Source organism: Actinomadura rugatobispora (assembly GCF_042656285.1).
In the GTDB taxonomy this organism is placed as follows: Bacteria; Actinomycetota; Actinomycetes; order Streptosporangiales; family Streptosporangiaceae; genus Spirillospora; species Spirillospora rugatobispora.
Genome location: NZ_JBHSON010000038.1, coordinates 50,018 through 75,573 on the forward strand (window position 1 = coordinate 50,018; position 25,556 = coordinate 75,573).

The window sequence follows — 25,556 nt, forward strand, 5'->3', positions numbered from 1 at the left end:
GCACCGCTTTTCATTGACCGTGCCCGATACCCGTGGAATTGTCCGGAGCTGTTGACGGCGGCTGAACTGCTCGCAGGGACGGCTGATGGACTATTCCGAGATTCCGTTGCCCGACGTTCTCCGGATCAGGTCACAGGAACAGGGCGATGCGCTCGCGTTCCGTTTCCTGGCCGACGGAACACGTGACCAGAGCATTGACTGGACCTACCACGACCTGGCCGCGCACGCCGGGATCGTGGCCGCCGGGCTGGAGGGGACCGGCGGGCGGCGGGTGGTGCTGGCGGTGGACCCCGGACTGCACTACGTGGCCGCGCTGTTCGGCATCCTGGGGGCCGGCGCCACCGCGGTGCCGTCGTTCCCGCCGGTCGGGAAGCGTGCGACCGAACGGTTCCTCTCGATCATCGCGGACTGCTCGCCCGACGTCGTGATCGTCTCCGGATGGCTGGAGACGGAGGCGGACGAGCTCGTGCGGCGGCTGCCCCCCGCGGCCCGCGCCGTGCGGTGGCTGTTCGTCGACGACGGCTTCTTCCGCGGGAAGAGCGGGCCCGGCGCATTTCCGGTGCGCCATTCCGAGCCCGCGCTGCTGCAGTACACCTCGGGTTCCACGGGGGATCCGAAAGGGATCGTGCTGACCCACGACAATCTGGTCAGCAACTGCGAGGCGCTGCATCACAGCATGGGCGCCGATTCCGCCCGGACGGGCCTTTCCTGGCTCCCGCCCTACCACGACATGGGCCTGATGGGCACGATCATGCTGGCCCTGCACGGGGGCTGGCCGCTGGTGATGATGTCGCCGGTGCATTTCGTGCAGCAGCCGGTGCGCTGGCTGCGGGCGGTGACCGAGCACGAGGTCACCATCTCGGTGGCCCCGAACTTCGCGTTCGACATGTGCGTCGACTCCATCGCCGACGACGAGCTCGCGGACCTGGACCTGAGCACCCTGCGGCAGCTCTACTGCGGCGCCGAGCCGGTGCTCAGGAGCACGCTGGACCGGTTCCGGGAGCGGTTCGCCGCCTTCGGCTACCGGGAGTCGGCGCTCATCCCCTGCTACGGGATGGCCGAGGCGACCCTCTTCGTGTCCGGGAAGCCCGACGGGACGACGGTGCGGACCGCCTGGGTCGGCAAGCCGGCCCTGGAGCGGGGGACCGTGGAGGTCACCGCGCCGGGCGCCGGCGGGGCGACCGAGGTCGTGAGCTGCGGCGCCGTCGCCCACGGCCACGAGGTCCTCGTCACCGACCCCGAGACCATGAGCCCCCTCCCGGAGGGCAGGGTCGGGGAGATCTGGGTCCGCGGGCCCAACGTCGCGGAGGGCTACTTCGGCAAGCCCGAGGCGACCGCCGCGACCTTCGGGGCGCGCCCCTCCGGCGACGACGGCGAGACGGACGAAGACGCGGACGGCGGAGCCTACCTGCGCACCGGCGACGCCGGCTTCCTGCTCGACGGGGAGTTGTACGTCACCGGCCGCCTCAAGGACGTCGTCATCATCGCCGGACGCAACCTCTACCCCCAGGACATCGAGGTCTCCGCGCTCGCCGCGCACGACGGGCTGCGCAAGGCGGCCGCGTTCTCCGTCCGGCCCGAGGGCCGCGGGGAGGAGTTGGTGGTCGTCGGCGAGTTCCGCCGCGCGGGCCGGCGCAGCGCCGAGGACCTGGCCGCGGTGCGCGAGGCGGTCGTCGCCGCGGTGACGGCCGACCACGCCGTGCGCCCGGCCCGCGTCCACCTCGGACCGCCCGGGACGGTGCCCACCACCACCAGCGGGAAGGTGCGCCGCAACGCGACCCGGGAGGCGTACGAGCGGGGCTCGCTGAAGGAACTGGCCCCGGTCCGGGACGGCTCGCGGACCGGCACGACCGGTGCGGCCGGCGCGCTGGCCGCGGCGGGGGAGGCGAAGGGATGACCGTCGAACTGACCGGCTCGCCCGCGGCGCCGGCCGCCGACGGCGACGCCTCGGCCCGCCGCCTGGCCTACGTCACCGTCTGCGTCCCCGCGGCGGGGTTCGCCGCCGCGCTGCTGTACTCCTTCGTGTACGGCTTCACGCTGGTCGACGGCGTCCTGCTCGGCGGCATGTACCTGCTGACCGCGATCGGCGTCGAGGGCGGCCTGCACCGCTTCTTCTCCCACCGCGCGTTCGCGGCGCGGCCCGTCGTCACCGCCCTGTGGGGGGTGGCGGGGAGCATGGCCGCCCAGGGGCCGATCGTGTTCTGGGTCGCCACGCACCGCATCCACCACGCGTTCACCGACACCGACCGCGACCCGCACTCGCCGCGGCCGATCGGGACCGGCCGGCTGGCCAGGGTCCGCGGCCTCTGGCACGGGCACGTCGGATGGCTGTTCACGGTGCGGCGCGCGAACTGGAGCCGGCACGTCCCCGACCTGCTGGCCGACCGCACCGTCATGAAGATCAACGAGCTGTACTTCGTGTGGGTGCTGCTCGGGCTCGCCGTGCCCGCGGCGCTCGGCGGCCTGCTCACCTGGAGCCTCGGCGGGGCCGTCGGCGGGCTGCTGTGGGGCGGACTGGCCCGGATCTTCCTGCTCGACCAGGTCACCTGGGGGGTCAACTCGATCGGCCACACCCTGGGGAACCGTCCCTACCGGACGCGGGACAACAGCCGCAACGTCGCGCCCATGGCACCGCTCTCGGTCGGCGGGGCCTGGCACAACAACCACCACGCCAGGCCGTCGCTCGCCCACAACCGCCACACGTTCTGGCAGCTCGACATCACCGGGACGTTCATCGGCCTGCTCGACCGGGCGGGCCTGGTGTCCGACGTTCGCTACCCCAAGCACGCCGGCCGACGCGGCCGGGGGAGGTAATTCCATGTCCACGGCAGCGACCGCGCCCCCCGCGGCGGCGATCGTCAAGCTCGACCCGGCCAGCGCCCGGACCAAATGGATCACGGCGTTCGCGATGATGACCCTGCCCGGCCTGGGCACGGCCGCGGCCGCCTGGTTCCTCTGGCAGGGCCTCTACACCACCACCGACCTGGTGCTGTTCGCGGTGATGTACTTCGTCCACATGGCCGGCATCACCGTCGGCTTCCACCGCTACCTGGCGCACAAGGCGTTCAAGACCTCCCGGTTCTTCGAGGGCGCCCTCATGATCGCCGGGTCGATGGGCGGCCAGGGGCCGATCATGTACTGGGTCACCACGCACCGCCGGCACCACCGGTTCAGCGACCGGGAGGGCGACCCGCACTCGCCCAACCTGGCCGGGGACGGGCCGGTCGCCAGGCTGCGCGGCCTCTGGTACGCGCACATGCCGTGGATGCTCAGCGACGAGAGCTCGAGCTGGAGCTTCTGGGCGCCGGACGTGCTGCGCGACCGTCGGCTGTTCTTCTACCACCGGACCTACCAGCTCTGGATGGCCGCCGGGCTGGTCCTGCCCGCGCTGATCGCCTTCGCGGTGGAGCGGACCCCGATGGCCCTGCTCACCGGCTTCGTGTTCGGCGGCCTGGCCCGGATGTTCCTGGCCAACCAGGCGGCCTGGTGCGTCGGATCGCTCAGCCACATGATCGGCGGCCGGCCGTTCGACAACGGCGACCGCAGCGCCAACAACTGGCCGGTGGCCGTCTTCACCTTCGGCGAGGGCCTGCAGAACAACCACCACGCGTTCCCCGGCTCGTACCGGCACGCCGTGCGCCGGTGGGAGCCGGACCTGAGCGGCTGGCTGCTGACCGCCCTCGGCCGGACCCGCGTGGTCTGGGACCTGCGGCAGCCCGACGCGAAGACGATCGCCGAGCGCCGGACGAGGGGGCCGCGCGCCGCGGCGGCGCAACCGGACCGCGGCGCCGCGGCCGGGTCCGAGGGGTCGCGCACGGCCGCGTGACCGGCCGCGTGACCGGCACCGTTCGACCGCCCGCCCCAGACCACCAGGCCCAACGACGGGAGTGACCCCATGTTCAAGCGCAAGAAGAACGTCCAGGAACTCGACGGCCCGCTGAGCGCCGACACCCTCCGCCGGTGGCTGATCGAGCACCTGGCCGCCAGGATCGGCGCGTCGCCCGCCGACATCGACACCGGGAAGAGGTTCGAGGCGTACGGGCTGGACTCGCGGGTCGCGGTCCAGGTCTCCGGCGCGCTGGAGAAGATCGTCGAGCGTCGGCTGTCGCCCGGGCTGCTGTACGAGCACCAGAGCATCGACGCGCTGAGCGACCACCTGGTCAAGGAACTGCACCTCGCCGAGCGAGCCTGAACGCGGAAGGACCCAGGCGATCATGTCTGCCTACAGTTTTCCGTCGTCCCCCGGCAAGCGGTTCGACGACTTCCTGCGCAAGTCCGAGCAGATCAAGGACGAGCGGCTGGCCGCGGCCATCCCCCGGGAGTTCTTCGTCCCCCGCGTCGCCCGCGGGCTGCTGGGCTTCGCCGTGAGCTGGGCGCTGTACATCGGCGCGATCGTCGCGATGGCGTTCGCCCCGCACTGGCTGCTCTACAGCCCGCTGCTGGTGGTGGCGGGCCTGGGCGGCTGGGGGCTGCACTGCATCGCGCACGACTGCGGGCACGGGTCGTTCTCCCGGTCCCGGAGGTTCAACTTCGCCGTCGGCCACGTGTCGCTGCTGCCGCTCATCTATCCGTTCCACGCCTGGCGGCACGTGCACAACCTGCACCACCAGCACACCAACAACCTGGAACTGGACACCGACTGGAAGCCGATGCCGGCGGCCATGTACCGGCGGATGCCGTTCCGGGAGAAGGTGATCTACCAGGGGACCCGCACCTGGGCGTTCTGGGGCGGGACGATCAACTACTGGCGGGTGTCGGGGTTCCGGCCGTCCTTCTTCCCGAGGAAGGAGATGCGCCGCGACGTGCGGCGCTCGATCTGGTTCGTGCTCGCGGCCGGCGCCGTCTACTTCCCGCCGCTGGTCTACTTCACCGGGGTCCGCGGGCTGCTGCTGTACTTCGTGGCGCCGTGGGTGGCCACGCACGCCTGGTTCAGCGCGACCACGCTGATGCACCACAGCTCCAGCGACGTGCCGTACCTGACCTCGGACCACTGGACCAAGAACGCCGGCCGGCTGCTGCTGACCACCGACTACATGTACCCGCGGTGGCTGCTGTTCCTGACGCACAACATCTCGGTGCACACCGCCCACCACGTGGCCCCGCCGGTCCCGTTCTACAACCTGCCCAAGGCGCAGGAGGCGCTGAAGAAGGCGTACCCCGGCATGATCCGCGAGCGGGAGCTCAAGGCCGGGCAGCTGTGGCACATCGTCCGCCGGCTGCACTTCTACGACACCGAGTCCGGCTTCTACACCGACTTCGGCGGAACGCCGGTCGCACCGGCGACCGAGCAGCGGGAAGGGCGCCCGGAGAACGTCAGGGAAGCGGCATGATCCGGGTGCCTCCGGCGGTTCGGCGGCTCGGGTACGCGGCGCTCGGCGCGGTGGCGCCCGGGATCGCCGGGCGGCGCGCGACCGACGCGTTCAGCACGACCCGCGCCCTCGGGCTGCACCCCGACGACGTCGTCCCGCTGGGGGCCCGCCGGTTCGCGGTCGACGGCGACGAGCACGTCCGGGGCGGCTACCTGTGGGGCGAGGACGAGGACGGGCCGGTGGCCCTGCTCGTCCACGGCTGGGGCATGGACAGCAGCAGCATGCACGCCCTGGTCGGCCCGCTGCGCGACCTGGGCTACCGCGTCGCGGCGTTCGACGCCCCCGGGCACGGGGTGTCGGAGGGGTCGCAGGCCACGATGACGCAGTTCACCCGCGCCACCGGAGCCGTGCTGGACACGCTCGGCGACGTGCGGGTGGTGGTGGCGCACTCGCTCGGCTCCATCGCCGCGACGGGAGCCGTGGCCGAGCGTCCCGGGCTGCCCGTCGACTGCATGGTGCTGATCGCGCCGACCTGCACCCTGACCGGCGTGCTGGAGCGGTGGTCGCGTTCGGAGCTGCGGCTGCGCCGGCCGGTCGTGGAGGGGATCTACCGGGAGCTGCGGCGGCGCAACGGCGTGCCCGTCTCGCACTGGGACGTGACCGGGCTCGGCGGCGGGCTCGACCTGCCGGTCCTGGCGGTGCACGACCCGGGCGACGACGTGGTCCCGTTCAGCGAGGCCGAGGCCGTCGCCGCCGGGCTGCGCGAGGTGCGGCTGGAGGCGGCGCCGGGCGGCCCGGGCCACTTCGGGATCTTGATGGCCCCCGCGGTGCGGGAGACGGTCGGCGCCTTCATCGTCGAGCACGCCGGCACGGAGACGGAGGCGGCCCGATGACGGCGCCGGGCATGGCCCAGAGCGCGGTGAAGGGCAAGGCGTGGATGTGCCTGGTGTGCGGCTTCGTCTACTACGAGGACGAGGGCCTGCCCGACGAGGGGATCCCGCCGGGCACGTCCTGGGACGACATCCCCGATGACTGGGCCTGCCCCGACTGCGGCGTGAGCAAGGAGGACTTCGTGATGGCCCCGTTCTAGGGAGCGGGCCCGCCAGTCATGGAAAACGCCGAGACCATCAACGACCGGGAGTGAGCGTGAGTCAGACAGGGACCTTGGCCGACCCCGCCGACGTGATGCTGCGCCTGCTGGCCCCCGAGGGCAAACAGGACCCCTACCCGCTCTACGAGGAGATGCGCGCGCACGGGGCGCTGGTGGACCTGGGCGGCGCCCACGTCTTCGCCACCGGTTACGCCGAATGCGCCCGGGCGCTGCGCGAACCGGACCTGCTGTCCACCGACGGCGCCGTCCAGGACGTGAAGATGCCGGGCTGGCGCGACCACTCGTCCTGGCGCTGGCTCACCACGAACATGCTGTTCTCCAACGACCCCGACCACGAGCGGTACCGCCGCTTCTTCAGCAGCGCGTTCTCGGCGCGCAGCGTCGAGGCGTGGCGCCCCACGGTGGAGAGCATCGCCGGCGAGGTGGTGGAGCACGTCGCCGTGCTCGGCGCGGGCCGCGCGACCGTGGACCTGGTCGGCGAGTTCTCGTTCAGGTTCGCGATGGGCGTCATCGGCGAGCTGCTCGGCATCCCGGCGGAGGACCGGCAGGGGATGCGGGGGATGATCGGGGACATCACCACCGCGCTCGACCCCATCGGCGACCTGAGCGAGCTGGAGCGCGGGGACGCGGGCATGGACCGGCTCGCCGAATACTGCCACGCCCTGGTCGCCAGCCGCCGCCGGGCGCTGGGCACCGACCTGACCAGCGCGTTCATCCGCGCCCGTGACAAGACCGGGGAGCTGACCGAGCGGGAGCTGGTCGCCAACATCATGCTGCTGATCGTCGCCGCGGCCGAGGCGCCGCAGGACCTGCTCAGCAACATGGTGCGGCTGGCCCTCGAGCACCCCGGGCACGCGGACCGGCTCCGCGAGGACCCCGCGGCGGCGCCCGGCTTCGTCGACGAGACCCTCCGCTTCGACCCGGCCGTGCAGGCGCTGAACCGGGTGGCCGCCCGCGATATGGACTACTTCGGCGTGCGCCTCGCCAAGGGCACCCCGCTGACGCTGCTGATCGCCGCGGGCAACCGCGACCCCCGCCGGTTCCCCGACCCCGGCGTCTTCGACCCCGCCCGGCCCGACAACCAGCCGCTGACGCTCAGCGGCGGGGCGCACTTCTGCCTCGGCGCCGCGCTGGCGCGGATGGCGGCCGAGACGGCGGTGCCGCTGCTGCTGCGCCGGTTCCCCGGGCTGGCGCTCGCGGGACGGCCGACGTTCCGCGACCAGCTGGTGCAGCGGGGGCACGCCACCCTGCCCGTCACGACGGGATGAGGACAGGCGGACGCCGCGCCCGTCCCCGTCCGGAGCCCGCCCCCACCCCCGAGCCCCATCCCCGCCCCGAGTGAAAGAGGAACGTGAAGTGACGGTGAACGAGGACGTGCGAACGGCCGGTGAGCAGGCCGCCCACTCAGACGAGGACCTGAGCGACGCCGCGCTCGCGGCGTCCCTGGAGGGCGGCTTCAGCAGCCGCCACGCCGAGGTCAACGGGGTGCGGCTGCACTACGTGACCGGCGGGGAGGGCCCGCCGCTGGTGCTGCTGCCCGGCTGGCCGGAGACCTGGTGGGCCTACCGCAAGGTCATGCCGGCGCTGGCCGCGCGCTACCAGGTGATCGCGGTCGACATCCGCGGCATGGGCGGCTCGGGCCGGCCGGAGGCGGGGTACGAGAAGAAGGCGATGGCGCACGACATCGCGGAGCTGGCACGCCACCTCGGCCACGAGAAGATCAACATCGCGGGGCACGGCATCGGGGCCATGGTCGCCCACAGCTACGCGGCCAACCATCCGGAGGCCACCGAGAAGCTGGCCATCCTCAACACCACCCACATCGACGAGAGCTACTACGAATTCCGCATCATGCCGCGCCCCGGCGACCCGGGCCCGTACCGGTGGTGGCTCGGCTTCAACCTGGTGCCCGAGTTCCCCGAGCAGGTCCTGGCGGGCGACTACCGGCCCATGATCGAGTTCATGTTCCGGCTGAGCCTGGTCCACCCGGAGGCGATCACCGAGCGCGACCGGGAGATCTACGCGCGGGCCTACTCCTCCCGGGAGGCGATCGTCGCCAGCAAGAGCTGGTTCCAGCAGTACCAGCAGGACATCGCGGACTTCAACGGCTACGGGAAGATCACCGTGCCGATGCTCGGGCTGGCCTACGGGCCGTTCTTCGAGTACATGCAGAAGGTCCTGCCCGGCCAGGGCACCGACGTGCGGGTGCTCGAGGTGAAGGACAGCCGCAACTATCTCATCGAGGAGCAGCCGCAGGCCGTCATCGACGCGTTCTTCGAGTTCTTCGGCTGAGCGTCCGGCCGCGCGGCGGCCGCCCGGCCCGCACCGGACGGCCGCCGCCGGCCGGCGGGCCGGGACGTACGCCACACTCCCCAAGGGTTGTGTTTTCCAACTCGCCGGCAATAAGGTCCGAGAGTCGATTGGATTTCACAACTCACTCTCGGAGGAGGGGCGTGAACCCTTCAAGTACCCCGACCGCCCGGCCCGCGGCCCCGCCGGAAGGCACGGCGGGACCGTCCCGGCTGGGCCCCGTCTTCGCCGTCGTGGCGATCGGGGTGTCGATGTCCAACCTCGACCTCTTCATCGTCAACGTGGCCCTGCCCCAGGTGGGGGAGGGCTTCTCCGGCGCCTCGCTGGCCTCGCTGTCGTGGGTCCTCAACGCCTATGCCGTGATCTTCGCCGCGCTGCTGGTCCCCGCGGGCAACTTCGCCGACCGGACCAGCGCCAAGCGCGCCTACCTGCTGGGGATCGGCGTGTTCACCCTGGCGTCCCTGCTGTGCGCGCTCGCGCCCGGCGTCTGGTGGCTGGTGGCGGCGCGGGTGGTGCAGGCGGCCGGTGCCGCCATCCTCATCCCCTCCTCGCTCGGCCTGCTGCTGGCGGCGGCGCCGCCGGAGAAGCGGCTGTCGGCCATCCGCGGCTGGACCGCCATCAGCGGGCTGGCGGCGGCGCTCGGCCCCGTCGCGGGCGGGCTGCTCACCCAGTTCGACTGGCGCTGGGTGTTCCTGGTCAACGTGCCCCTGGGCCTGGCGGCGCTGGTCTTCGGTCCCAGGATCCTGCCGGGCACGACCGCGAAGAAGGACGCCGCGCGGCCCGACCTGCTGGGAGCGGCGCTGCTCACCGCCGGGATCGCCGCCCTGGCGCTCGGTGTCGTCCAGAGCGAGGACTGGGGCTGGGCCTCGGCGGGGGTCATCGGGTCGCTGGCGGCGGCCGTGGTGCTGCTCGGCGGGTTCGTCGTGCGGTCCGCGCGGCACCCGTCTCCGGTTCTCCCGCTGGACCTGCTGCGCGTCCCGTCCTTCAGCCCGGCGTCGCTGGCCAACGTGCTGTTCGCGGTGGCCTTCGCGGCGATGCTGCTGTCGGCCGTGCTGTGGTGCCAGCAGGTGTGGCACTGGTCGGCGCTGCGCACCGGCCTGGCGATCGCGCCGGGGCCGCTCATGGTGCCCGCGCTCGCCGTCGGCGCGGCCCCGGTCGCCCGCCGCCTGGGCGCCGGCCCGCTCGCCATCGCCGGGTGCGCGTTCTTCGCGGCCGGGATCGGCTGGTGGATGTGGCGGGTGGAGGACGGCTACGCCGCCGGGATGCTGCCCGGGATGCTGCTCACCGGCGTCGGCGTCGGGCTGACCCTGCCCACGCTGATCGGCGCCGCGGTCGCCGCGCTGCCCCCGCAGAGGTTCTCCACCGGGTCGGCGGTGGTCACGATGGCGCGCCAGGTCGGCACGGTGCTCGGCATCGCGGTGCTGGTGGCCGCGCTCGGCGCCGGGCAGGACGGCGGCGACTTCGACACCGGCTGGCTGCTGACGCTGCTGGCGACCGCGGCCGCCGCGGCCGTGTGCCTGTTCCTGCCCCGTCCGCGCAAGGCGTGAGGGGAGCCCGACAGTTGACCACCACGAACGACATGAACGACATGAACGACATGAACGATCTGAGGAGGAACCCATGGGCGACGCGGTGATCGTGGAGGCGGTCCGCACGCCGATCGGCAAGGGCAAGCCCGGCGGAGGGCTGCACGAGGAGCACCCCGTGGACCTGCTGGCCAGGACGCTCAAGAGCCTGGTCGAACGGGCGGGCATCGACCCCGCGCTGGTCGACGACGTGGTCGGCGGCGTCGTCACCCAGGTGGGGGAGCAGGCGGTGAACCTCACCCGCTCGGCCGTGCTGGCCGCGGGCTTCCCCGAGACGGTCCCCGCCACGACCGTCGACCGGCAGTGCGGGTCGTCCCAGCAGGCCATCCACTTCGCCGCGCAGGGCGTGATCAGCGGCGCCTACGACGTGGCGATCGCCTGCGGGGTGGAGTCGATGTCGCGCGTGCCGATGGGCTCCAGCGTCCTGCCCGGCAGCAACCCGTACGGGCCCAGCGTGTCCGCCCGCTACCCGGACGGCCTGGTCGGCCAGGGCATCAGCGCCGAGCTGATCGCCACCCGCTGGAAGCTCGACCGCGAGCAGCTGGACGCCTTCGCCTACGAGTCGCACCGGCGCGCGGCCAAGGCCTGGGAGGGCGGCGAGTTCGACCGCGAGGTCGCCTGGACGGGCCAGCGGGACGAGACCGTCCGCCCGAACACCACCCCGGAGGTGCTGGCCGGCCTCAAGCCCGCCTACTACACCCCGGCCTACGAGGAGCGCTTCCCCGACATCGGATGGCGGATCACGGCCGGCAACGCCTCGCCGATCAACGACGGCGCCGCCGCGGTGCTCATCATGAGCGCCGAGGCCGCCGCCCGGCTGGGCCTGCGCCCCCGCGCCCGCTTCCACAGCTTCGCCCTGGCCGGCGACGACCCGCTGCTCATGCTCACCGCGGTCATCCCCGCCACCGAGAAGGTGCTCGGCCGGGCCGGCCTGTCGATCTCCGACATCGATCTCTTCGAGGTCAACGAGGCGTTCGCCCCGGTCGTCCTGTCCTGGGCGCACGACACCGGCGCCGACCTGGAGAAGGTCAACGTGCGGGGCGGCGCCATCGCCATCGGCCACCCGCTGGGCGCCAGCGGCGCCCGGCTGATGACCACCCTGCTGCACGCCCTGGAGGACCGGGACGCCCGCTTCGGCCTCCAGACCATGTGCGAGGCCGGCGGTCTCGCCAACGCCACCATCATCGAACGAGTCTGAACCGGGGGAAAGCCAAGGACAGTGGCCCGGGCCCGCCGCGAACCGGCAGGCCCGGGCCGCCGCCCGGCCGGAAACCCCCGACCGAGGGGTGACTTCATGGCAAGGGACATCACGGCTCGCGAGTGCTCCATCGCCGACGCCCTCCAGATCGTCGGCGAGCGATGGACGCTGCTGGTGATCCGGGAACTGATCTACGGGGTGCGCCGGTTCGACGGCATCGTCCGCAACACCGGCGCGGCCCGCGACATCCTCACCGCGCGGCTGCGCAAGCTGGAGGCCGCCGGGATCGTCCGGCGCGAGCTCTACCGCGAGCACCCGGCGCGGTACGAGTACCATCTGACGCCCGCGGGCCGGGAGCTCAGCGACGTCCTGGCCGTCCTCATGAGATGGGGCGACCGCCACATCAACGCCGGCGACCCGCCCGTCCGCTGGGTGCACACCTGCGGGGCGCCCGCCGACCCCAAGGTCGTGTGCAGTGCCTGCGGCAGGCCCATCGGCGAGGGCGGCCATCCCGAGGGGCGGGGCGCCCGCACCGCCTGACGGCACGGAACCCGGAGAGTGTTCAGGTGTTCGCCATGTGATGTTCACGCAGGTCAGCGATGCCATAAGGGATAAAGGACGCAAAGCGTAACTCCCCGGTACAGAGAGGCATCAATGTCTGAGATCATCACCGCCGTCCTCGCCAAGTCGCTGATCATGCTGCTGGAGGCCCTCGCCGCCCGGCTGGCCCTCCATCTCGTGCGCACCGCGCGCGACCGCTGGGCCGGGACGGTGGCCGCCGCCTGACCCGAGACCGCGGGGCGCGCACGGGGCGCCCCGCGCGATTCCGCCAATAATCGACTAACCTAGTAGGAAAAGAGGGATTAAGGACTTAGGAGGTGTCCCCGTGCCCGCCGAACCCCGTCCGCCTCGCAAGCAGATCCATCTCGCGGCCCATTTCCCCGGGGTCAACAACACCACCGTCTGGTCGGACCCCGCGTCCGGCAGCCAGATCGACTTCGACTCCTTCGCGCACCTGGCGCGCACGGCCGAACGCGGCCGGTTCGACTTCTTCTTCCTGGCCGAGGGGCTGCGGCTGCGCGAGCTGAAGGGCCGCGTCCACGACCTCGACGTGGCCGGGCGCCCCGAGTCGCTCACCGTGCTGTCGGCACTGGCCGCCGTCACCACCCGCCTCGGGCTCGCGGCGACGGTCAACTCCACCTTCAACGAGCCCTACGAGGTCGCCCGGCGGCTGGCCACCCTCGACCACCTCAGCGGTGGCCGGGCCGCATGGAACGTGGTGACCAGCTACGACGCGTTCACCGGCCAGAACTTCCGGCGCGGCGGCTTCCTCGACGAGGCCGACCGCTACACCCGCGCCGCCGAGTTCCTCCAGACCGCCCGCGAGCTGTGGGACTCCTGGGCGGACGGCGACGTGCCCGCCGACCCCGCGGCGGGCGTGTACTCCCGGCCGGGCGCGGGCTCCTTCGCGCACGCGGGGCGGCACTTCGACATCGCCGGCCGCTTCACCACCCCGCGCGGACCGCAGGGCCACCCCCTGATCATCCAGGCCGGGGACTCCCCGCAGGGCCGCGAGTTCGCCGCCGCCGACGCCGACGTGATCTTCAGCAGGCACGGCACCCTGGAGGACGGCCGCGCCTTCTACAAGGACGTCAAGAGCCGCCTCGCCCGCCACGGCAGGCGCCCCGAGGACCTGAAGATCATGCCCGCCGTGACCTACGTCCTGGGCGACACCGAGGAGGACGCCGCCGAGCGCGCCGCCGCGATCCGCCGCGCGCAGGTGAGCCCGCAGGGCGCGATCGCCTACCTCGAGGGCGTCTGGGGACGCGACCTGTCGTCCTACGACCCCGACGGCCCGCTGCCCGACGTCGAACCCGACCTGGGCGAGGGCGTCTCCAAGGGCCGCGCGCAGTTCCGCCGGGACCGCGACGAGACCGTCCGGAAATGGCGGGAGCTGGCCGCCGAGCGCGGGCTCAGCATTCGCGAGGTGGTCATCGAGGCCACCGGCCGGCAGACCTTCGTCGGCACCGCCCGCTCGGTGGCCGACCAGATCGACACGTTCGTGCAGACGGACGCCGCCGACGGGTTCGTCTTCGTGCCGCACCTGACCCCGGCCGGGCTGGACGACCTGGTCGACCAGGTCGTACCGCTGCTCCAGGAGAAGGGCGTGGTCCGCGCCGACTACACCGGCACCACGCTGCGCGACCACCTCGGCCTCGGCGCGCCGCGCCCGGCCGACCGGCCGCGTCCCAAGGACGACGCCGCCCGCACCCCCGAGGAGGCCTCGTCATGACCTCGCCCCTGCACCTCGCCGCCGCGCTGGACGGGGCGGGCTGGCATCCGGCCGCCTGGCGCGACCCGGCGGCGCGGCCCGGCGCGCTGCTCACCGCCGCCTACTGGGCCGAACTGGCCGCCGAGGCCGAACGCGGCCTGCTGGACTTCGTGACCATCGAGGACGCTCTCGGCCCGCGCTCGCCCGAGGGCCGCGCCGACCGGGTGGAGGGCACGATCGACGCCGTCCTGCTGGCCGCGCGGCTCGCGCCGGTCACCTCGCACCTGGGCCTGGTCCCGACCACCAGCACCACCCACACCGAGCCGTTCCACGTGTCGATCGGCATCGCCTCGCTCGACTTCGCGAGCAAGGGGCGGGCCGGCTGGCGGCCGCAGATCTCCTGGCGGGCCGCCGAAGCCGCCCACTTCGGCCGCCGCACCATCCCCGAGTTCAACCCCGACCGGTTCGGCACCCCGGAGGGACGGGAGTTCGCCGAGGACCTGTTCGAGGAGGCCGCCGACGCGGCCGAGGTCGTCCGGAGGCTCTGGGACAGCTGGGACGACGACGCCGAGATCCGCGACGTGGCGACCGGCCGCTTCCTGGACCGCGACAAGCTGCACTACATCGACTTCGAGGGATCCCGATTCAGCGTCCGGGGCCCCTCGATCACGCCCCGCCCGCCGCAGGGCCAGCCCCTGGTCACGGCGCTGGCGCACGACGTCGTGCCCTACGAGTTCGCCGCCCGCGGCGCCGACCTCGTCTACATCACCCCGCACGGCCGGGCCGAGGCCGAGACCATCGTCGGGCAGGTCCTGAACGCGGAGAGCACCGTGGGCCGCACCGGAGCCCCGCTGAAGATCCTCGCCGACCTGGTCGTCTTCCTGGACGACGAGCCGGGCGCGGCGGCGTCCCGCAAGGCCCGCCTGGACGACCTGGACGGCGCCCCGCTGACCTCCGACGCCCAGATCTTCACCGGCACGCCCGGCGAACTGGCCGACCTCCTCCTCGACCTGCACGGGGCGGGACTGGACGGCTTCCGGCTCCGCCCCGGGGTGCTCCCGCACGACCTGGCCGGCATCGCCCGCGGCCTCGTGCCCGAGCTCCAGCGCCGGGGCGCGTTCCGCACCGCCTACGCGTCCACGACCCTGCGCGGGCACTTCGGGCTTCCGCGCCCCGAGGGCCGCTACGCGCGGCCCGCCGACCAGCCGGCCGACCGGCCGGCCGACCACGGGCCCGCCGACCGCGCGCCCGCCCGGAGGTGAGCATGACCGCGATCCCGCTGTCCATCCTGGACCTGGCGCCCATCCCCGCAGGCTCGACCGTGACGGACGCCCTCCGCAACACCGTCGACCTGGCCGCGCGCGCCGAGGAGTTCGGCTACCGCCGGTACTGGCTGGCCGAGCACCATCTGGCGCCCGGGGTGGCGTCCGCGGCCCCGCAGATCCTGATCGGCGCGGTCGCCGCCGCCACCGAGCGCATCCGCGTCGGCTCCGGCGCCGTCCAGACCGGCCACTGGACGCCGCTGTCCATCGTGGAGCAGTTCGGCACGCTCGACGCCCTGCACCCCGGCCGCATCGACCTGGGCGTGGGGCGTTCGGGGCAGCGCCACGCCGAGACGCTCGCCCGCGAGGGACGGCCCGGTCCCGAGCGCGAGGCGAGCGTGGTGGACGGCCTCCTCATCCCCAAGCCGTTCGACCAGCGGCGGCTGGCCGGCTCGCCCGTGCTGTCCCTCTTCCGCGCGCTGCTGCAGCAGCCCGGCGCCGAGACGCCCGACTTCGCCGAGCAGGTGGAGCAGATCACCGGGCTCCTGGACGGCTCGTACCGCTCGGCCGAGGGCCACCCGGCCCGCGCCACGCCCGGCGAGAACGCCGACGTCCAGCTGTGGATCCTCGGCAGCAGCGGGGGCCAGAGCGCCCAGGTCGCCGGTGAGCGGGGCCTGCCGTTCGCGGCCAACTACCACGTCAGCCCGTCCAACGTGCTGGAGGCGGTGCAGGCCTACCGGAAGGCGTTCAAGCCCTCCGCCGTCCTGGACGAGCCGTACGTCGTCGTCTCCGCCGACGTCGTGGTGGCCCCGACCGACGAGGAGGCCCGCGAGCTGGCCTCCCCCTACGCGCTGTGGGTGCACAGCATCAGGTCGAAGCTGGCCGCCGTCCCGTTCCCCACGCCCGCCGAGGCCGCCGCCCGCGAGTGGACGGAGGAGGAGTGGGACCTGGTCGCCGACCGGATCGACACCCAGTTCGTCGGCGCGCCCGGCACGGTCGTGGCCGGACTGGAGGTGCTGCGCCGCGTCACCGGCGCCGACGAGCTGCTCGTCACCACGATCACCCACGACCACGCCGACCGCGTCCGCTCCTTCCGGCTGCTGGCCGAGGCGTGGGGCCTCACCGGCTCCGGCGGCTCCCCCTGACTCAGGCGGAGAGGCGCTGCTCGGTCCAGATGCTCTTGCCGTGGGAGGTGTAGCGGGCGCCCCAGCGCTGGGCGAGGGCCGAGACCAGCTGCAGGCCGCGCCCGTCCTCGTCGGTGGGGCCGGTCCGCCGGATGTGCGGCGTGGTGAGGCTGCCGTCGGAGACCTCGCAGGTCAGCGAGCGGCTCCGCAGCAGCCGCAGCCGGACCGGCCCCCGGGCGTGCCGGACGACGTTGCTCACCAGCTCGCTGACCAGGAGCTCGGTGGTCATGACGACGTCCTCGCCGAGGTGCCAGGCGGCGAGCTGGTCGCGGACGTGCTCGCGCGCCTCACCGGCGGCCTTCGGGTCGTCGGGCAGGGGCCATGACGCCACGTCGGAGGGCGCGAGCCGGTTGGTCCGGGCGATGAGCAGGGCGGCGTCGTCGCGGGTGTCGGAGTGCGCGGGCAGCAGCCTGGCGGCGATGACGTCCCGCAGTTCCGCGACGGGGGGCGTCTCCGCGTTCCCCACCGCGGTGGCGAGCGCCAGCGCGAGGCGGGCCATGCCGCTCTCGAGATCACCGTCCCCGGCCTGCACGAACCCGTCGGTGTAGAGGACGAGGAAGCCGCCGTCGGGCAGGGTGGCCGTCTCGGTCTCGAAGGGCGGGTCGGCGATGCCGAGCGGCGGGGCGGTGTACGACGCGAGGTAGGTCACGGTGCCGTCCGGGAAGACGGCGACCGGCGGCGGATGTCCCGCGCTGGAGAAGGTGAAGTCGCCCGTCACGGAGTCGTAGACGCCGTAGAGGCAGGTGGCGAACCCGTCCTCGCCGAGGTCGCCGACGATGTCGTTCACCCGGTCGAGGATGTCGTCGGGAGGGAGGTCGAGGTCGGAGAGGGTGCGGACGGCGGTGCGCAGCCGTCCCATCGTGGCGGCCTCCGGTATCCCGTGGCCCATGACGTCCCCGATGACCAGCGCGACCCGCTCGGCGGAGAGCGGGATGAGGTCGTACCAGTCGCCCCCGACCTCCGCGCCGCGCCCCGCGGGCAGGTAGTGCGCGGCGGCGGTGACGGCGGGCACCGACGGCAGCAGGTGGGGGAGGAGCGCCCGCTGGAGCTCGCGGGCGCGGGCGGCGGTGGCGTCGTGGAGCCGCGCCCGCTCCAGCGCCTGGGCGATCAGGCTGCTGAGCGCGGTGAGCAGCGTGCGCTCCTCGCCGCCGAGGCGGTAGGTGCCGACGAAGGAGAGGATGGTGACGCCGATGGCGCGGCCGGAGGCGACCAGGGGGAGGAAAATGCGGGAGTCCATGTGCCCGGCCTTCGGCTGATCGGCCACCATCGGATAGCGGGCGACCATTTCCTCGGTCGATCCGAAGAACTGCGGGACCCCGGTGCGCAGCGCCTCGCCCACCGGGGTCTCTTCGGTGTAGGGCGTCCCGGAGATCTGGTCGAGGAAGCCGCGGCTGTAGCCGCTGGAACCGACGAGGTAGAGGCGCCCCTCCTCCACCGCGAAGATGACGAGCCCGTCGGCGCGGAAGGCGGGCACCAGGCTGCCGGCGACGGCGGAGACCACGTTGTCGGTGGTCAGGGCTTCGGCGAGTGTGCGGGTCAGCCGTTCGATGAGGGCGCCCTGGGTGGTGACGGCCCGGAGCGCGGCCAGGCCCGCGGCCCTGCGCGGATGGAGGGGATCCGGCTGCTCCAGCGCCCCTTTTCCGCCTTTACCGCTCACTGAACCCTCGTCCCATCGAACCCACGGCGATCCGGTCGTTTACGCCACCACGGTAACGCCCGAGCAGACACCGACAAAGAAAGCAATATGCACTTGAATCCAGATTTATCATTCTTTGGTGTAAGCCGGAGGCCCGGGCAGTGCCGGGAGGCCCTCCGAGACGAGGAGCGAGGACATGCCCGAACAGATTCCCGACGACCTGGGCGGGGTCGGCCGAGGCTGGCATCCGCTGCTGCTGGAGCTGCACGAGGACCTGCGCGCCCTCATCCCGGACTACCGCGTCACCCAGGTCAAGGAGAAGTACGGCACGCTGCGCGTCTACCTCGTCAGCGGGCTGCTGCGCGGGCCGTATCTCGAGACGGGGACGCTGCCCAGCGAGGAGGAGTCGAAGCGGATGGCGTGGCAGGACCGGCAGGCGAGCCGGCTCGTCCACGCCGCCGAGGAGCGGTCGGGCACGATCTGCGAGGCGTGCGGCGCGCCCGGAGAACCCCGGAAGGGCGCCTGGATCAAGACCCTGTGCGACACCTGCCACGGCCAGAGGCCGCGCCGGCCCGCCCGGCCGGCCCGGTGACGCGGGAGGGGCGGTGCGGCACCGGCCGTGCGCCCCACGGGGTCCGGGCGCACGGCCGGAGATCCCGGCCGGCATCCGACATGATGCCCGCGGCGGCTGGGGAAGTCTTTGGCGGCCGGTACACGCTTCCTTGACGGCGGATCTACGCGGGCGCCCGCAGGGTCCGGTCGCGGTAGTCGCTGGGCGCGAGGCCGAAGGCGGCCCGGAAGGCGCGGGTGAACGCCGAGTGGTGCGTGAAGCCCCAGCGGGCGGCGATGTGGTGGACCGGGACCGTGCGCAGCGCGGGGTCGGCCAGTGCCTGGCGGGCACGCTCCAGACGCTGCCGGCGGATCCACGCCGAGACCGTGACCCCGTCCTCCTGGAAGAGGCGGTGCAGGTAGCTGACGGAGATGTGGTGCGCGGCGGCGATGGCGCCCGGGCTCAGTTCCGGGTCGTGCAGGTGGCGGCCGATGAAGTCGCGGATGCGCAGGATCAGGGTGCGCCGGTGGGTCTCGGGGGCGAGATCCTCGCCGGCTTCGAGCGTGTGGGCGAACAGCGCCGAGACCAGATCGGCCAGGACCGTCGCGACCCGGGGGCCGTCGGACTCCCGGTAGGCGCCGGCGTCCTTGGCGAGTTGCGTCAGGGCGCCCGCCAGCAGCGCGCCGATCCCCTCGCGCGCCGACATCGGCAGGCCGATCACCTGGTCGGCCCTGTCCCGGGGGATCGACAGCAGGTCCTTGGGCATCTCGATGCCGACCGACCTGAAGACGTCGTTTCCGTGGCCCATCGGGGCCCTGGTCCGGAACGTGCCGGGCCGCGAGGAGTCGTTGGTCGCCCAGTCCCGGGGGCGGTACACGGCCTCCCGGTGGCCCCACTCGGCCTCGGCGTGCCCCTGGAGGACGAGCGAGAGGTGGAACACTTCGGGGTCGGACCGCCTGATGAGCCCGGGCGTCCGCCGGATCGTCATCGGGTGGAAGGCGGTGGGCCACACCGTCACCGCGCCGAACCGCAGAGTGCGCTGGTGCGCCCGGAAGTCGGCGGAGTGCTCGCTGGCCAGGTCCAGGGGAGCGTGCGTCCGGCTCATCAGCTCCCGCCAGTAGTCGAACCGGTCCGGCCTGGGCACGTCCTCGGTCCGGAACACCGTCTCGATCAAACCGGATCCCTCCGCATCTCCGCCCGTGCCATCGGCGCTCGGTGCGGCGCCGATGGAGAACCGCCCACACGAGAGAACGTCCGGAAAGGCGAGAAAACGTCAGGAGGTGGTGCCCGGGAACGTCAGAGCAGGTCCTCGATGGTGATGGGGAGCTTGTGGACGCGGCGGCCGGTGGCGTGGAAGACCGCGTTGGCGATGGCGGCCGCGGCGCCGACCATGCCGATCTCGCCCACCCCCTTGACGCCCAGGGGGTTGACCACGTCGTCCTGGACCTCGATGGTGTCCACCTGGACGTCGGGCGCGTCGGCGTTCACGGGAACGAGGTAGTCGCCCAGGCTGGGGTTGGCCCAGCGGCCCTGCGCCGGGTCCATGTGGGTGGCCTCCAGCAGGGCCTGGCCCAGTCCCCAGAGCATCCCGCCCATGAGCTGGCTGTGCGCCATCGTGCGGTTGAGCACGCGGCCGGGGGCGAAGACGCCGGTCATCCGCCGGACGCGGACGGTCCCCAGGTCGGGGTCGACGGCCACCTCGGCGAACTGGGCCCCGAAGGTGGCGGCGGCGTACCGGTCGCTGGGCGGCGGGGTCCAGGTGCCGGTGGCCTCGACGTCGGTCAGGTGGTTGCGCCCGAGGAACTCGGCGTAGGTCTCGCCCGTGGCGGGCGCGTCGCGCAGGGCCATGCACCCGTCCAGGACGACGATGCCGGCCGGGTCGGCCCCGTGCAGCGGCGACCCGGTGTCGGAGACCGCCCGGGCGATCACCTGCTCGCGCAGCTGGACGGCCGCGGTGTGCACCCCCGCGCTGACCACCCCGGCCCCGGCCGAGCCGACCGCGGCGACGGTGCTGGGCAGGGCGGTGTCGCCGTACTCGAACCGGACCGCCTCGACGGCGATGCCGAGGGCGTCCGCCGCGACCTGCGTCATCGCGGTGGCGGCGCCGGTGCCGAAGTCGGCGAACGACGACTGGACGACCGCCCTGCCGTCGTCGTAGAGGCGCGCGCGGGCCCGCTGCGGCGTCATCACCGGCGCCACCGGGTAGATCGCGGAGGCCATGCCCGTGCCGATGAGCAGCCGGCCCTCCCGCCGGGTGCCGGGGCGCGGGTCCCGGCCGTCCCAGCCGAACAGCTCGGCCCCGCGGGCGTAGCACTCCTTGAGCCCCTTGCTCGACCACGGGTTGCCGCTCTCGGGGTCGACGTCGGCGTGGTTGCGCAGCCGCAGCTCGATCGGGTCCAGGCCGAGGGCGTCCGCCAGCTCGTCCATGGCGGTCTCCAGGACGAACATCCCCGCGGACTCGCCGGGCGCGCGCGTGAACGTGGGCGTGATGGTGTTGCCGCGGACGAGCCGGTAGGCGTTCTCGTAGTTGGGGCAGGCGTACGCCCCCGACGAGCAGGCCAGCGCCGGATCGGCCCAGTCGTCGAACGGCGAGGTCACCGACGTCTTGTGGTGGCGGACCGCGGTCAGCCGCCCGTCGTCGCCCGCGCCGAGCACGATGTGGTGCTCCTGCTCCTCGCGGTGGCCCGTGGAGGAGAACATCTGCTCGCGGGTGAGCGCCAGCCGCACGGGCGCCCCGACGTGGCGGGCCGCGAGCGCGGCGAGCGCCGCGTGGTCCCAGATCATGGCCTTGGAGCCGAAGCTGCCGCCGACGAAGGAGGAGACGACCCTGACCCGCGACAGGGACAGGCCGAGCTGGGCGGCGACGGTGAGCTGCGTGGCGTTGGGGCCCTGCGTGGAGTCCCAGAGCGTCAGCAGGTCACCGTCCCAGCGGGCGGTGGTCGCCGAGGTCTCGATCGGGTTGTGGTGGTTGGCGGCGCACCGGTAGGTCGAGTCGACCCGTACGGACGCCTGGGCGAGGCCCGCCTCGACGTCCCCGCGCGAGGCCCGGCCCGGCATCCAGCCGCCGAAGATGCGCTCCGGCACGTACGCCTGCGCCCTGCCCTGCTCGACGGTGGTGACCGAGGGGGTCTCCTCGTAGGCGACGCTCACCAGCTCGGCGGCGTGCTCGGCGCGGTCCAGGGTGTCGGCCACGACGATGGCGATGTGCTGTCCCGCGTAGTGCACGGTTTCGTCGAGCATCGGGAAGAAGGTCTGCCCCGGGCAGGGGCCGCCGCCCAGGGACGGGATCAGCACGGGCTGCCGGTCGGCCACCGGGCCCAGGTTGCGGTGGGTCAGCACCGCCAGCACCCCGCCGGCCGCCTCGGCCCGGCGGGTGTCGATGGCGGTGATCCGTCCGCTCGGCACGGTGGCGCCCACCAGCACGGCGTGGACGAGGCCGGGCAGCGCGATCTCCGCCGAGTAGCGCGCCGCGCCGGTGACCTTCGCCGGCCCGTCGACGCGTGCGACGGGCCGCCCGATCGTGGCGCTCATGACCGTCCTCCCGTTCCCGCTCCCGCTCCCGCTTGGGCTTCCGCGGCCGTCTCCAGCGCGCGGACGATGGTCCGCCGGGCCGGTTCCACCTTGAAGCCGTTCATCGAGCGGGGGACGGCGGGCAGCATCTCCTCGCGGGCGGCGCGCGCGAAGGCCGCCCGGTCGGCGGGCCCGCCGGCCAGGACCCGCTCGGCGCGGTGGGCCCGCCACGGCCTGGTCGCCACGCCGCCGAGCGCGAGCCGCACCTCCGCGACCCGGCCGTCCTCGACCCGCAGCGCGGCCGCGGCCGACGCGAGCGCGAACTCGTACGACTCCCGGTCGCGGACCTTGAGGTACAGCGACCGGCGCGCCACCTCGGCGGGGGGCACCTCGATCGCGACGATGAGCTCGCCGTGGTCGAGCGGATGCTCCAGATGCGGCGTGTCGCCCGGCGGGAGGAAGAAGTCGCCGACCGGGATCGCACGGTCGCCGTCCGGGCCCCGGACGTGCACGGCCGCGTCGAGCGCGACCAGCGCGACGGCGAGGTCGGAGGGGTGGGTGGCGATGCAGTGCTCGCTGGTGCCCAGGACGGCGTGGCCGCGGTTCACGCCGTCGAGCGCGGCGCAGCCGGTGCCCGGCTCCCGCTTGTTGCAGGCCGAGTGCCGGTCGCGGAAGTAGCCGCACCGGACCCGCTGCAGCAGATTCCCGCCCATCGACGCCATGTTGCGCAGCTGCGCGGAGGCGCCCAGCAGCAGCGCCTGGGAGATGACCGGGAACCGGTCGACCACGCCGGGCGCCTCGGCGACGTCGCTCATCCGCGCCATGGCGCCGATGCGCAGCCCGCCTCCCGGCAGGTCCTCGATGCCGCCCAGGGGGAGGTCGTTGATGTCGACCAGCAGGTCGGAGCGCTCCGCGCCGATGCGCAGCATGTCGACCTTGGTCGTGCCGCCGGCCAGGTAGGCGCCGCGGGGGTCCGCGGTGACCGCGGCGATCGCGCCGGTCACGTCCGAGGCCCGCGCGTACTCAAGCGGTCGCATCGCGCGCCTCCCTGATCGCCGCGCGGATGTGCGGGTAGGCGGCGCACCGGCAGAGGTTGCCGCTCATCCACTCGCGGATCTGCGCGTCGTCGTCGGCGTGGCCCTCCTTCAGCAGCGCCACGGCCGACATGATCTGGCCCGGTGTGCAGTACCCGCACTGGAAGGCGTCGTGGCGGAGGAAGGCCCGCTGCACGGGATGCAGTTCCCCGTCCTCGGCGAGCCCTTCGACGGTGGTGACCTCGCGGCCGGCACAGGTGATCGCGAGCGTCAGGCAGGCCAGGACGCGCCGCCCGTCCACATGGACCGTGCACGCCCCGCAGGCGCCCTGGTCGCAGCCCTTCTTCGTGCCGGTGAGGTCCAGGCGCTCGCGCAGGGCGTCGAGCAGGCTGACGCGCGGCTCGATCTCCACGGCGCGCGGCGCGCCGTTCACCGACAGCGTCACCTCGACGACCCCCGGACCGGCGCCCGCGGCCGCGTCGCCGGCGGCCGGACGGCCAGGCTGGGACATTCCCGGTCCCCCGATCCCCACGGTTCCCCGCGCGCCGGACGGCGCGCGGCCAGGCGTGAATGCCCGGCGAAGACCGGACACAAAACCGGAAACTGGTAAAGCGCCCGTCCCTGAACTGGTGCGGTCGACCTCGGCGATCTGGAGAGGGTTGTTCACCTTTATCGGTAACAGCGTTATCGTTACTCGTGCGAGAAAGGGGAGGGTCATGGCGACCTATGTGCTCGTCCACGGCGGAGGGCACGGCGGCTGGTGCTACGGCCCCGTCGCCCGGATCCTGCGCGCCGCCGGACACGAGGTGCACACCCCCACGCTGACCGGGCTGGGCGAGCGCTCCCACCTCCTGGGCCCGCACGTCGACCTGGACCTGCACATCCAGGACGTCAGCGCGGTGCTGCACCACGAGGACCTGCGCGAGGTGATCCTGGTCGGTCACAGCTACGGCGGGATGGTCGTCACCGGCGTCGCCGACCGCATGGCCGGCCGGGTGGGACGCTTGGTCTACCTGGACGCGGCCACCCCCGCCAACGGCCAGTCGCTCCATGACGTCGCGGGACCGGTCATCGACGCGGCGCGCCCGTTCGGCGAGGTCGTCGACGGCGTCGAGCTCGTCCTGCTGCCCGCCCCCGGCGCGGGCGCGTTCTACGGGGTGACCGACCCCGGCGACCTCGCCTGGATGGACGAGCGCCTCACCCCGCATCCCTGGAAGTGCTTCGAGCAGCCGCTCAAGCTCACCGACGAGGAGGCGCTGCGGGCGATCCCGCAGTACCACATCGTGTGCACCTCCACCCTGGCCACCCGCGACCCAGCCCTGATCGAGCGGGCGCGGGCGGAGGGCCGGTTGTGGGACATCGACACCGGGCACGACCTCATGATCACGGAGCCGCGCGCGGTCGCCGGCGCCCTCCAGGAGGTCGCGACACGCTGAACGGGCGGCGCGCCTGCCGCGGCCCCCGGGCCACTGACTCGACTTTTCCTATCGAGTTAGTTGTCTACTGTGGCCGGACCGCCTACCGTGGAGCCATGGGGAAAGGCGCTCGGCTCACCTCGCGCGGACACGTCGACCTGTGCCGCATCGCCAGCGCCCTGTGTCAGGGCTGAGGGTCGCCACCCGCCCGGGTCGCGCCGTCGGCGGCCATGCCGCCCGGTGACCGCAGGTCAATGCCGGTGCCAGCCCGCGCCCCGATCCCGATCCGGTCGTGCAGGCCGATGTCCCAGGGGACAGGGATCGACGCGTGGACGCGCTCGTCTGGAGTCCCCACATGCTCGACGTCCAATCCCCGCCTCTTCGTTCCGTGGCCTTCCACAGGTGGCCGGTGCGGAACCCCCTGGCCGAGCTGCTGTTCGTCCACGGCGGCGGCGCCGAATCCGGCCGCCTGGACCGGCTCGTCGGCGCGCTGCGCGAACGGAGCATCAGCGTCTGGGCCGTCAACGCCGCCAGCGGTCGCCGCCGTCCGGCACCGGACGGGCCCGCCGCGATGCAGGACCTGGCCGGCGCCCTCGGCGCCCTCGCCGACCGGGCCCGCCGCGGGCCACCGCTGATCCTGGGCGGCCATTCCCTGGGCGGGACCGTCGCGGCCCTGGCGGCCTGCGCCGACACCCTGCCGGGCGCCGAGCGCTGCGCCGGTATGGTCCTGACCTCGACGCCGGTCAGCCCGCTGCCGCGGGTCGAGGGCCTCGCGGACGGCGCACCCGTGGGCCTGGACCTGTCCCGGCTGTACACACCGGGCAGCGCCGCCCGTGAGGACGACCGGGCCGGTTCCGTCCGGCCGTCGACGCTGCGCCCCGCGTGGGACCGGCTCGCCGAGCGCCTGCCCGTCCTGGACCTCCCCGTGATGTTCGTGCACGGCATGAGCGACACCATCGTGCCCGCCCGCCACAACCACGCCTGGGCGGGACGGCTGAAGCACGCCGAGTTCGCCGGGTTCCACGGCTCCCGGCACGACGTGCTCAACGCCACCGGTCACCGGCGGGTCGCCACCACCATCGCCGATTTCGTCCTGGCGGCGGCCCTGGACCACGCGGCGGGCTGATCCGGCCCGTCCTGCCGGTCCGCCGACGTGCGGGCCCTACGAGAGGAGAGGAT

General features: G+C 73.3%; 24 protein-coding genes. 19 read left to right on the top strand and 5 right to left on the bottom strand.

What is annotated here, in order from left to right:
• The first annotated feature begins 85 nt into the window (after positions 1-85).
• The 16 genes from ACFPZN_RS25745 to ACFPZN_RS25820 all read left to right on the top strand — a co-directional run bounded on the left by ACFPZN_RS25745 (position 86) and on the right by ACFPZN_RS25820 (position 16,193).
• Positions 86-1,897, top strand: a complete 1,812-nt coding sequence (locus ACFPZN_RS25745; protein ID WP_378284741.1) for a fatty acyl-AMP ligase — start codon at positions 86-88, stop codon at positions 1,895-1,897.
• Complete coding sequence (locus ACFPZN_RS25750) at positions 1,894-2,814, top strand: acyl-CoA desaturase (RefSeq protein ID WP_378284743.1); 921 nt, start codon at positions 1,894-1,896, stop codon at positions 2,812-2,814. Before ACFPZN_RS25745 ends, ACFPZN_RS25750 begins: the two co-directional genes overlap by 4 nt.
• 4 nt (positions 2,815-2,818) lie before the next feature.
• Entirely contained in the window at positions 2,819-3,826 is a 1,008-nt protein-coding gene (locus ACFPZN_RS25755) for an acyl-CoA desaturase (RefSeq protein WP_378284744.1), read from the top strand.
• 69 nt (positions 3,827-3,895) lie between these two features.
• Positions 3,896-4,192, top strand: coding sequence for an acyl carrier protein (locus tag ACFPZN_RS25760; RefSeq protein ID WP_378284745.1), 297 nt, complete (start codon positions 3,896-3,898; stop codon positions 4,190-4,192).
• Positions 4,193-4,214: 22 nt separating this feature from the next.
• The gene (locus ACFPZN_RS25765; protein ID WP_378284746.1) at positions 4,215-5,330 is read left to right on the top strand and encodes a fatty acid desaturase; all 1,116 of its coding nucleotides are present in this window, start codon (positions 4,215-4,217) and stop codon (positions 5,328-5,330) included.
• Entirely contained in the window at positions 5,327-6,202 is an 876-nt protein-coding gene (locus tag ACFPZN_RS25770; protein WP_378284747.1) for an alpha/beta fold hydrolase, read from the top strand. Before ACFPZN_RS25765 ends, ACFPZN_RS25770 begins: the two co-directional genes overlap by 4 nt.
• Positions 6,199-6,399, top strand: coding sequence for a rubredoxin (locus ACFPZN_RS25775; RefSeq protein ID WP_378284748.1), 201 nt, complete (start codon positions 6,199-6,201; stop codon positions 6,397-6,399). Before ACFPZN_RS25770 ends, ACFPZN_RS25775 begins: the two co-directional genes overlap by 4 nt.
• Before the next feature lie 56 nt (positions 6,400-6,455).
• Complete coding sequence (locus ACFPZN_RS25780) at positions 6,456-7,688, top strand: cytochrome P450 (RefSeq protein ID WP_378284749.1); 1,233 nt, start codon at positions 6,456-6,458, stop codon at positions 7,686-7,688.
• 88 nt (positions 7,689-7,776) lie between these two features.
• Positions 7,777-8,712: an alpha/beta hydrolase gene (locus ACFPZN_RS25785; RefSeq protein ID WP_378284750.1), complete on the top strand. Its 936-nt coding sequence runs from the start codon at positions 7,777-7,779 to the stop codon at positions 8,710-8,712.
• A gap of 161 nt (positions 8,713-8,873) precedes the next feature.
• Positions 8,874-10,277, top strand: a complete 1,404-nt coding sequence (locus ACFPZN_RS25790) for an MFS transporter (protein ID WP_378284751.1) — start codon at positions 8,874-8,876, stop codon at positions 10,275-10,277.
• Between the two features lie 73 nt (positions 10,278-10,350).
• Complete coding sequence (locus tag ACFPZN_RS25795; RefSeq protein ID WP_378284752.1) at positions 10,351-11,514, top strand: thiolase family protein; 1,164 nt, start codon at positions 10,351-10,353, stop codon at positions 11,512-11,514.
• A gap of 96 nt (positions 11,515-11,610) precedes the next feature.
• On the top strand, positions 11,611-12,054 hold the full coding sequence (locus tag ACFPZN_RS25800) for a winged helix-turn-helix transcriptional regulator (protein WP_378284753.1): 444 nt from the start codon (positions 11,611-11,613) through the stop codon (positions 12,052-12,054).
• Between the two features lie 114 nt (positions 12,055-12,168).
• Positions 12,169-12,300: a hypothetical protein gene (locus ACFPZN_RS25805; protein WP_378284754.1), complete on the top strand. Its 132-nt coding sequence runs from the start codon at positions 12,169-12,171 to the stop codon at positions 12,298-12,300.
• A 100-nt stretch (positions 12,301-12,400) separates the two neighbouring features.
• The gene (locus ACFPZN_RS25810; RefSeq protein ID WP_378284755.1) at positions 12,401-13,807 is read left to right on the top strand and encodes an NtaA/DmoA family FMN-dependent monooxygenase; all 1,407 of its coding nucleotides are present in this window, start codon (positions 12,401-12,403) and stop codon (positions 13,805-13,807) included.
• Positions 13,804-15,048 (top strand): LLM class flavin-dependent oxidoreductase, encoded by a 1,245-nt coding sequence (locus tag ACFPZN_RS25815; RefSeq protein WP_378284756.1) that lies wholly within the window; start codon positions 13,804-13,806, stop codon positions 15,046-15,048. Before ACFPZN_RS25810 ends, ACFPZN_RS25815 begins: the two co-directional genes overlap by 4 nt.
• A gap of 2 nt (positions 15,049-15,050) precedes the next feature.
• Complete coding sequence (locus tag ACFPZN_RS25820) at positions 15,051-16,193, top strand: LLM class flavin-dependent oxidoreductase (RefSeq protein WP_378284757.1); 1,143 nt, start codon at positions 15,051-15,053, stop codon at positions 16,191-16,193.
• A gap of 1 nt (position 16,194) precedes the next feature.
• Here the strand turns inward: ACFPZN_RS25820 and ACFPZN_RS25825 are convergent, their stop codons facing one another.
• A complete protein-coding gene (locus ACFPZN_RS25825; protein ID WP_378284758.1) occupies positions 16,195-17,889 on the bottom strand; it encodes an ATP-binding SpoIIE family protein phosphatase in 1,695 nt (564 codons plus the stop codon).
• A gap of 175 nt (positions 17,890-18,064) precedes the next feature.
• On the opposite strand from ACFPZN_RS25825, the gene ACFPZN_RS25830 reads away from it, so the two are divergent.
• On the top strand, positions 18,065-18,460 hold the full coding sequence (locus ACFPZN_RS25830; RefSeq protein ID WP_378284759.1) for a hypothetical protein: 396 nt from the start codon (positions 18,065-18,067) through the stop codon (positions 18,458-18,460).
• A 142-nt stretch (positions 18,461-18,602) separates the two neighbouring features.
• Here the strand turns inward: ACFPZN_RS25830 and ACFPZN_RS25835 are convergent, their stop codons facing one another.
• The 4 genes from ACFPZN_RS25835 to ACFPZN_RS25850 all read right to left on the bottom strand — a co-directional run bounded on the left by ACFPZN_RS25835 (position 18,603) and on the right by ACFPZN_RS25850 (position 23,473).
• Positions 18,603-19,592, bottom strand: coding sequence for an AraC-like ligand-binding domain-containing protein (locus tag ACFPZN_RS25835; RefSeq protein ID WP_378284760.1), 990 nt, complete (start codon positions 19,590-19,592; stop codon positions 18,603-18,605).
• Between the two features lie 122 nt (positions 19,593-19,714).
• Positions 19,715-21,949 (bottom strand): xanthine dehydrogenase family protein molybdopterin-binding subunit, encoded by a 2,235-nt coding sequence (locus ACFPZN_RS25840; RefSeq protein ID WP_378284762.1) that lies wholly within the window; start codon positions 21,947-21,949, stop codon positions 19,715-19,717.
• Positions 21,946-22,965, bottom strand: coding sequence for an FAD binding domain-containing protein (locus ACFPZN_RS25845; RefSeq protein WP_378284763.1), 1,020 nt, complete (start codon positions 22,963-22,965; stop codon positions 21,946-21,948). Before ACFPZN_RS25845 ends, ACFPZN_RS25840 begins: the two co-directional genes overlap by 4 nt.
• A complete protein-coding gene (locus ACFPZN_RS25850; protein WP_378284764.1) occupies positions 22,952-23,473 on the bottom strand; it encodes a (2Fe-2S)-binding protein in 522 nt (173 codons plus the stop codon). The genes ACFPZN_RS25845 and ACFPZN_RS25850 overlap by 14 nt, the downstream gene beginning before the upstream one ends.
• Before the next feature lie 205 nt (positions 23,474-23,678).
• On the opposite strand from ACFPZN_RS25850, the gene ACFPZN_RS25855 reads away from it, so the two are divergent.
• Together ACFPZN_RS25855 and ACFPZN_RS25860 are read left to right on the top strand one after the other, a co-directional pair.
• Positions 23,679-24,398: an alpha/beta hydrolase gene (locus tag ACFPZN_RS25855; protein ID WP_378284766.1), complete on the top strand. Its 720-nt coding sequence runs from the start codon at positions 23,679-23,681 to the stop codon at positions 24,396-24,398.
• A gap of 388 nt (positions 24,399-24,786) precedes the next feature.
• On the top strand, positions 24,787-25,503 hold the full coding sequence (locus tag ACFPZN_RS25860) for an alpha/beta hydrolase (protein WP_378284767.1): 717 nt from the start codon (positions 24,787-24,789) through the stop codon (positions 25,501-25,503).
• Positions 25,504-25,556: the final 53 nt, after the last annotated feature.

Excerpts from the sequence above, each read along its gene's own strand:
- ACFPZN_RS25745 (WP_378284741.1), top strand. The coding sequence starts at position 86 with ATGGACTATTCCGAGATTCCGTTGCCCGACGTTCTCCGGATCAGGTCA.
- ACFPZN_RS25750 (WP_378284743.1), top strand. The coding sequence starts at position 1,894 with ATGACCGTCGAACTGACCGGCTCGCCCGCGGCGCCGGCCGCCGACGGC.
- ACFPZN_RS25755 (WP_378284744.1), top strand. The coding sequence starts at position 2,819 with ATGTCCACGGCAGCGACCGCGCCCCCCGCGGCGGCGATCGTCAAGCTC.
- ACFPZN_RS25760 (WP_378284745.1), top strand. The coding sequence starts at position 3,896 with ATGTTCAAGCGCAAGAAGAACGTCCAGGAACTCGACGGCCCGCTGAGC.
- ACFPZN_RS25765 (WP_378284746.1), top strand. The coding sequence starts at position 4,215 with ATGTCTGCCTACAGTTTTCCGTCGTCCCCCGGCAAGCGGTTCGACGAC.
- ACFPZN_RS25770 (WP_378284747.1), top strand. The coding sequence starts at position 5,327 with ATGATCCGGGTGCCTCCGGCGGTTCGGCGGCTCGGGTACGCGGCGCTC.
- ACFPZN_RS25775 (WP_378284748.1), top strand. The coding sequence starts at position 6,199 with ATGACGGCGCCGGGCATGGCCCAGAGCGCGGTGAAGGGCAAGGCGTGG.
- ACFPZN_RS25795 (WP_378284752.1), top strand. The coding sequence starts at position 10,351 with ATGGGCGACGCGGTGATCGTGGAGGCGGTCCGCACGCCGATCGGCAAG.
- ACFPZN_RS25800 (WP_378284753.1), top strand. The coding sequence starts at position 11,611 with ATGGCAAGGGACATCACGGCTCGCGAGTGCTCCATCGCCGACGCCCTC.
- ACFPZN_RS25805 (WP_378284754.1), top strand. The coding sequence starts at position 12,169 with ATGTCTGAGATCATCACCGCCGTCCTCGCCAAGTCGCTGATCATGCTG.
- ACFPZN_RS25815 (WP_378284756.1), top strand. The coding sequence starts at position 13,804 with ATGACCTCGCCCCTGCACCTCGCCGCCGCGCTGGACGGGGCGGGCTGG.
- ACFPZN_RS25820 (WP_378284757.1), top strand. The coding sequence starts at position 15,051 with ATGACCGCGATCCCGCTGTCCATCCTGGACCTGGCGCCCATCCCCGCA.
- ACFPZN_RS25830 (WP_378284759.1), top strand. The coding sequence starts at position 18,065 with ATGCCCGAACAGATTCCCGACGACCTGGGCGGGGTCGGCCGAGGCTGG.
- ACFPZN_RS25840 (WP_378284762.1), bottom strand. The coding sequence starts at position 21,949 with ATGAGCGCCACGATCGGGCGGCCCGTCGCACGCGTCGACGGGCCGGCG.
- ACFPZN_RS25845 (WP_378284763.1), bottom strand. The coding sequence starts at position 22,965 with ATGCGACCGCTTGAGTACGCGCGGGCCTCGGACGTGACCGGCGCGATC.
- ACFPZN_RS25850 (WP_378284764.1), bottom strand. The coding sequence starts at position 23,473 with ATGTCCCAGCCTGGCCGTCCGGCCGCCGGCGACGCGGCCGCGGGCGCC.
- ACFPZN_RS25855 (WP_378284766.1), top strand. The coding sequence starts at position 23,679 with ATGGCGACCTATGTGCTCGTCCACGGCGGAGGGCACGGCGGCTGGTGC.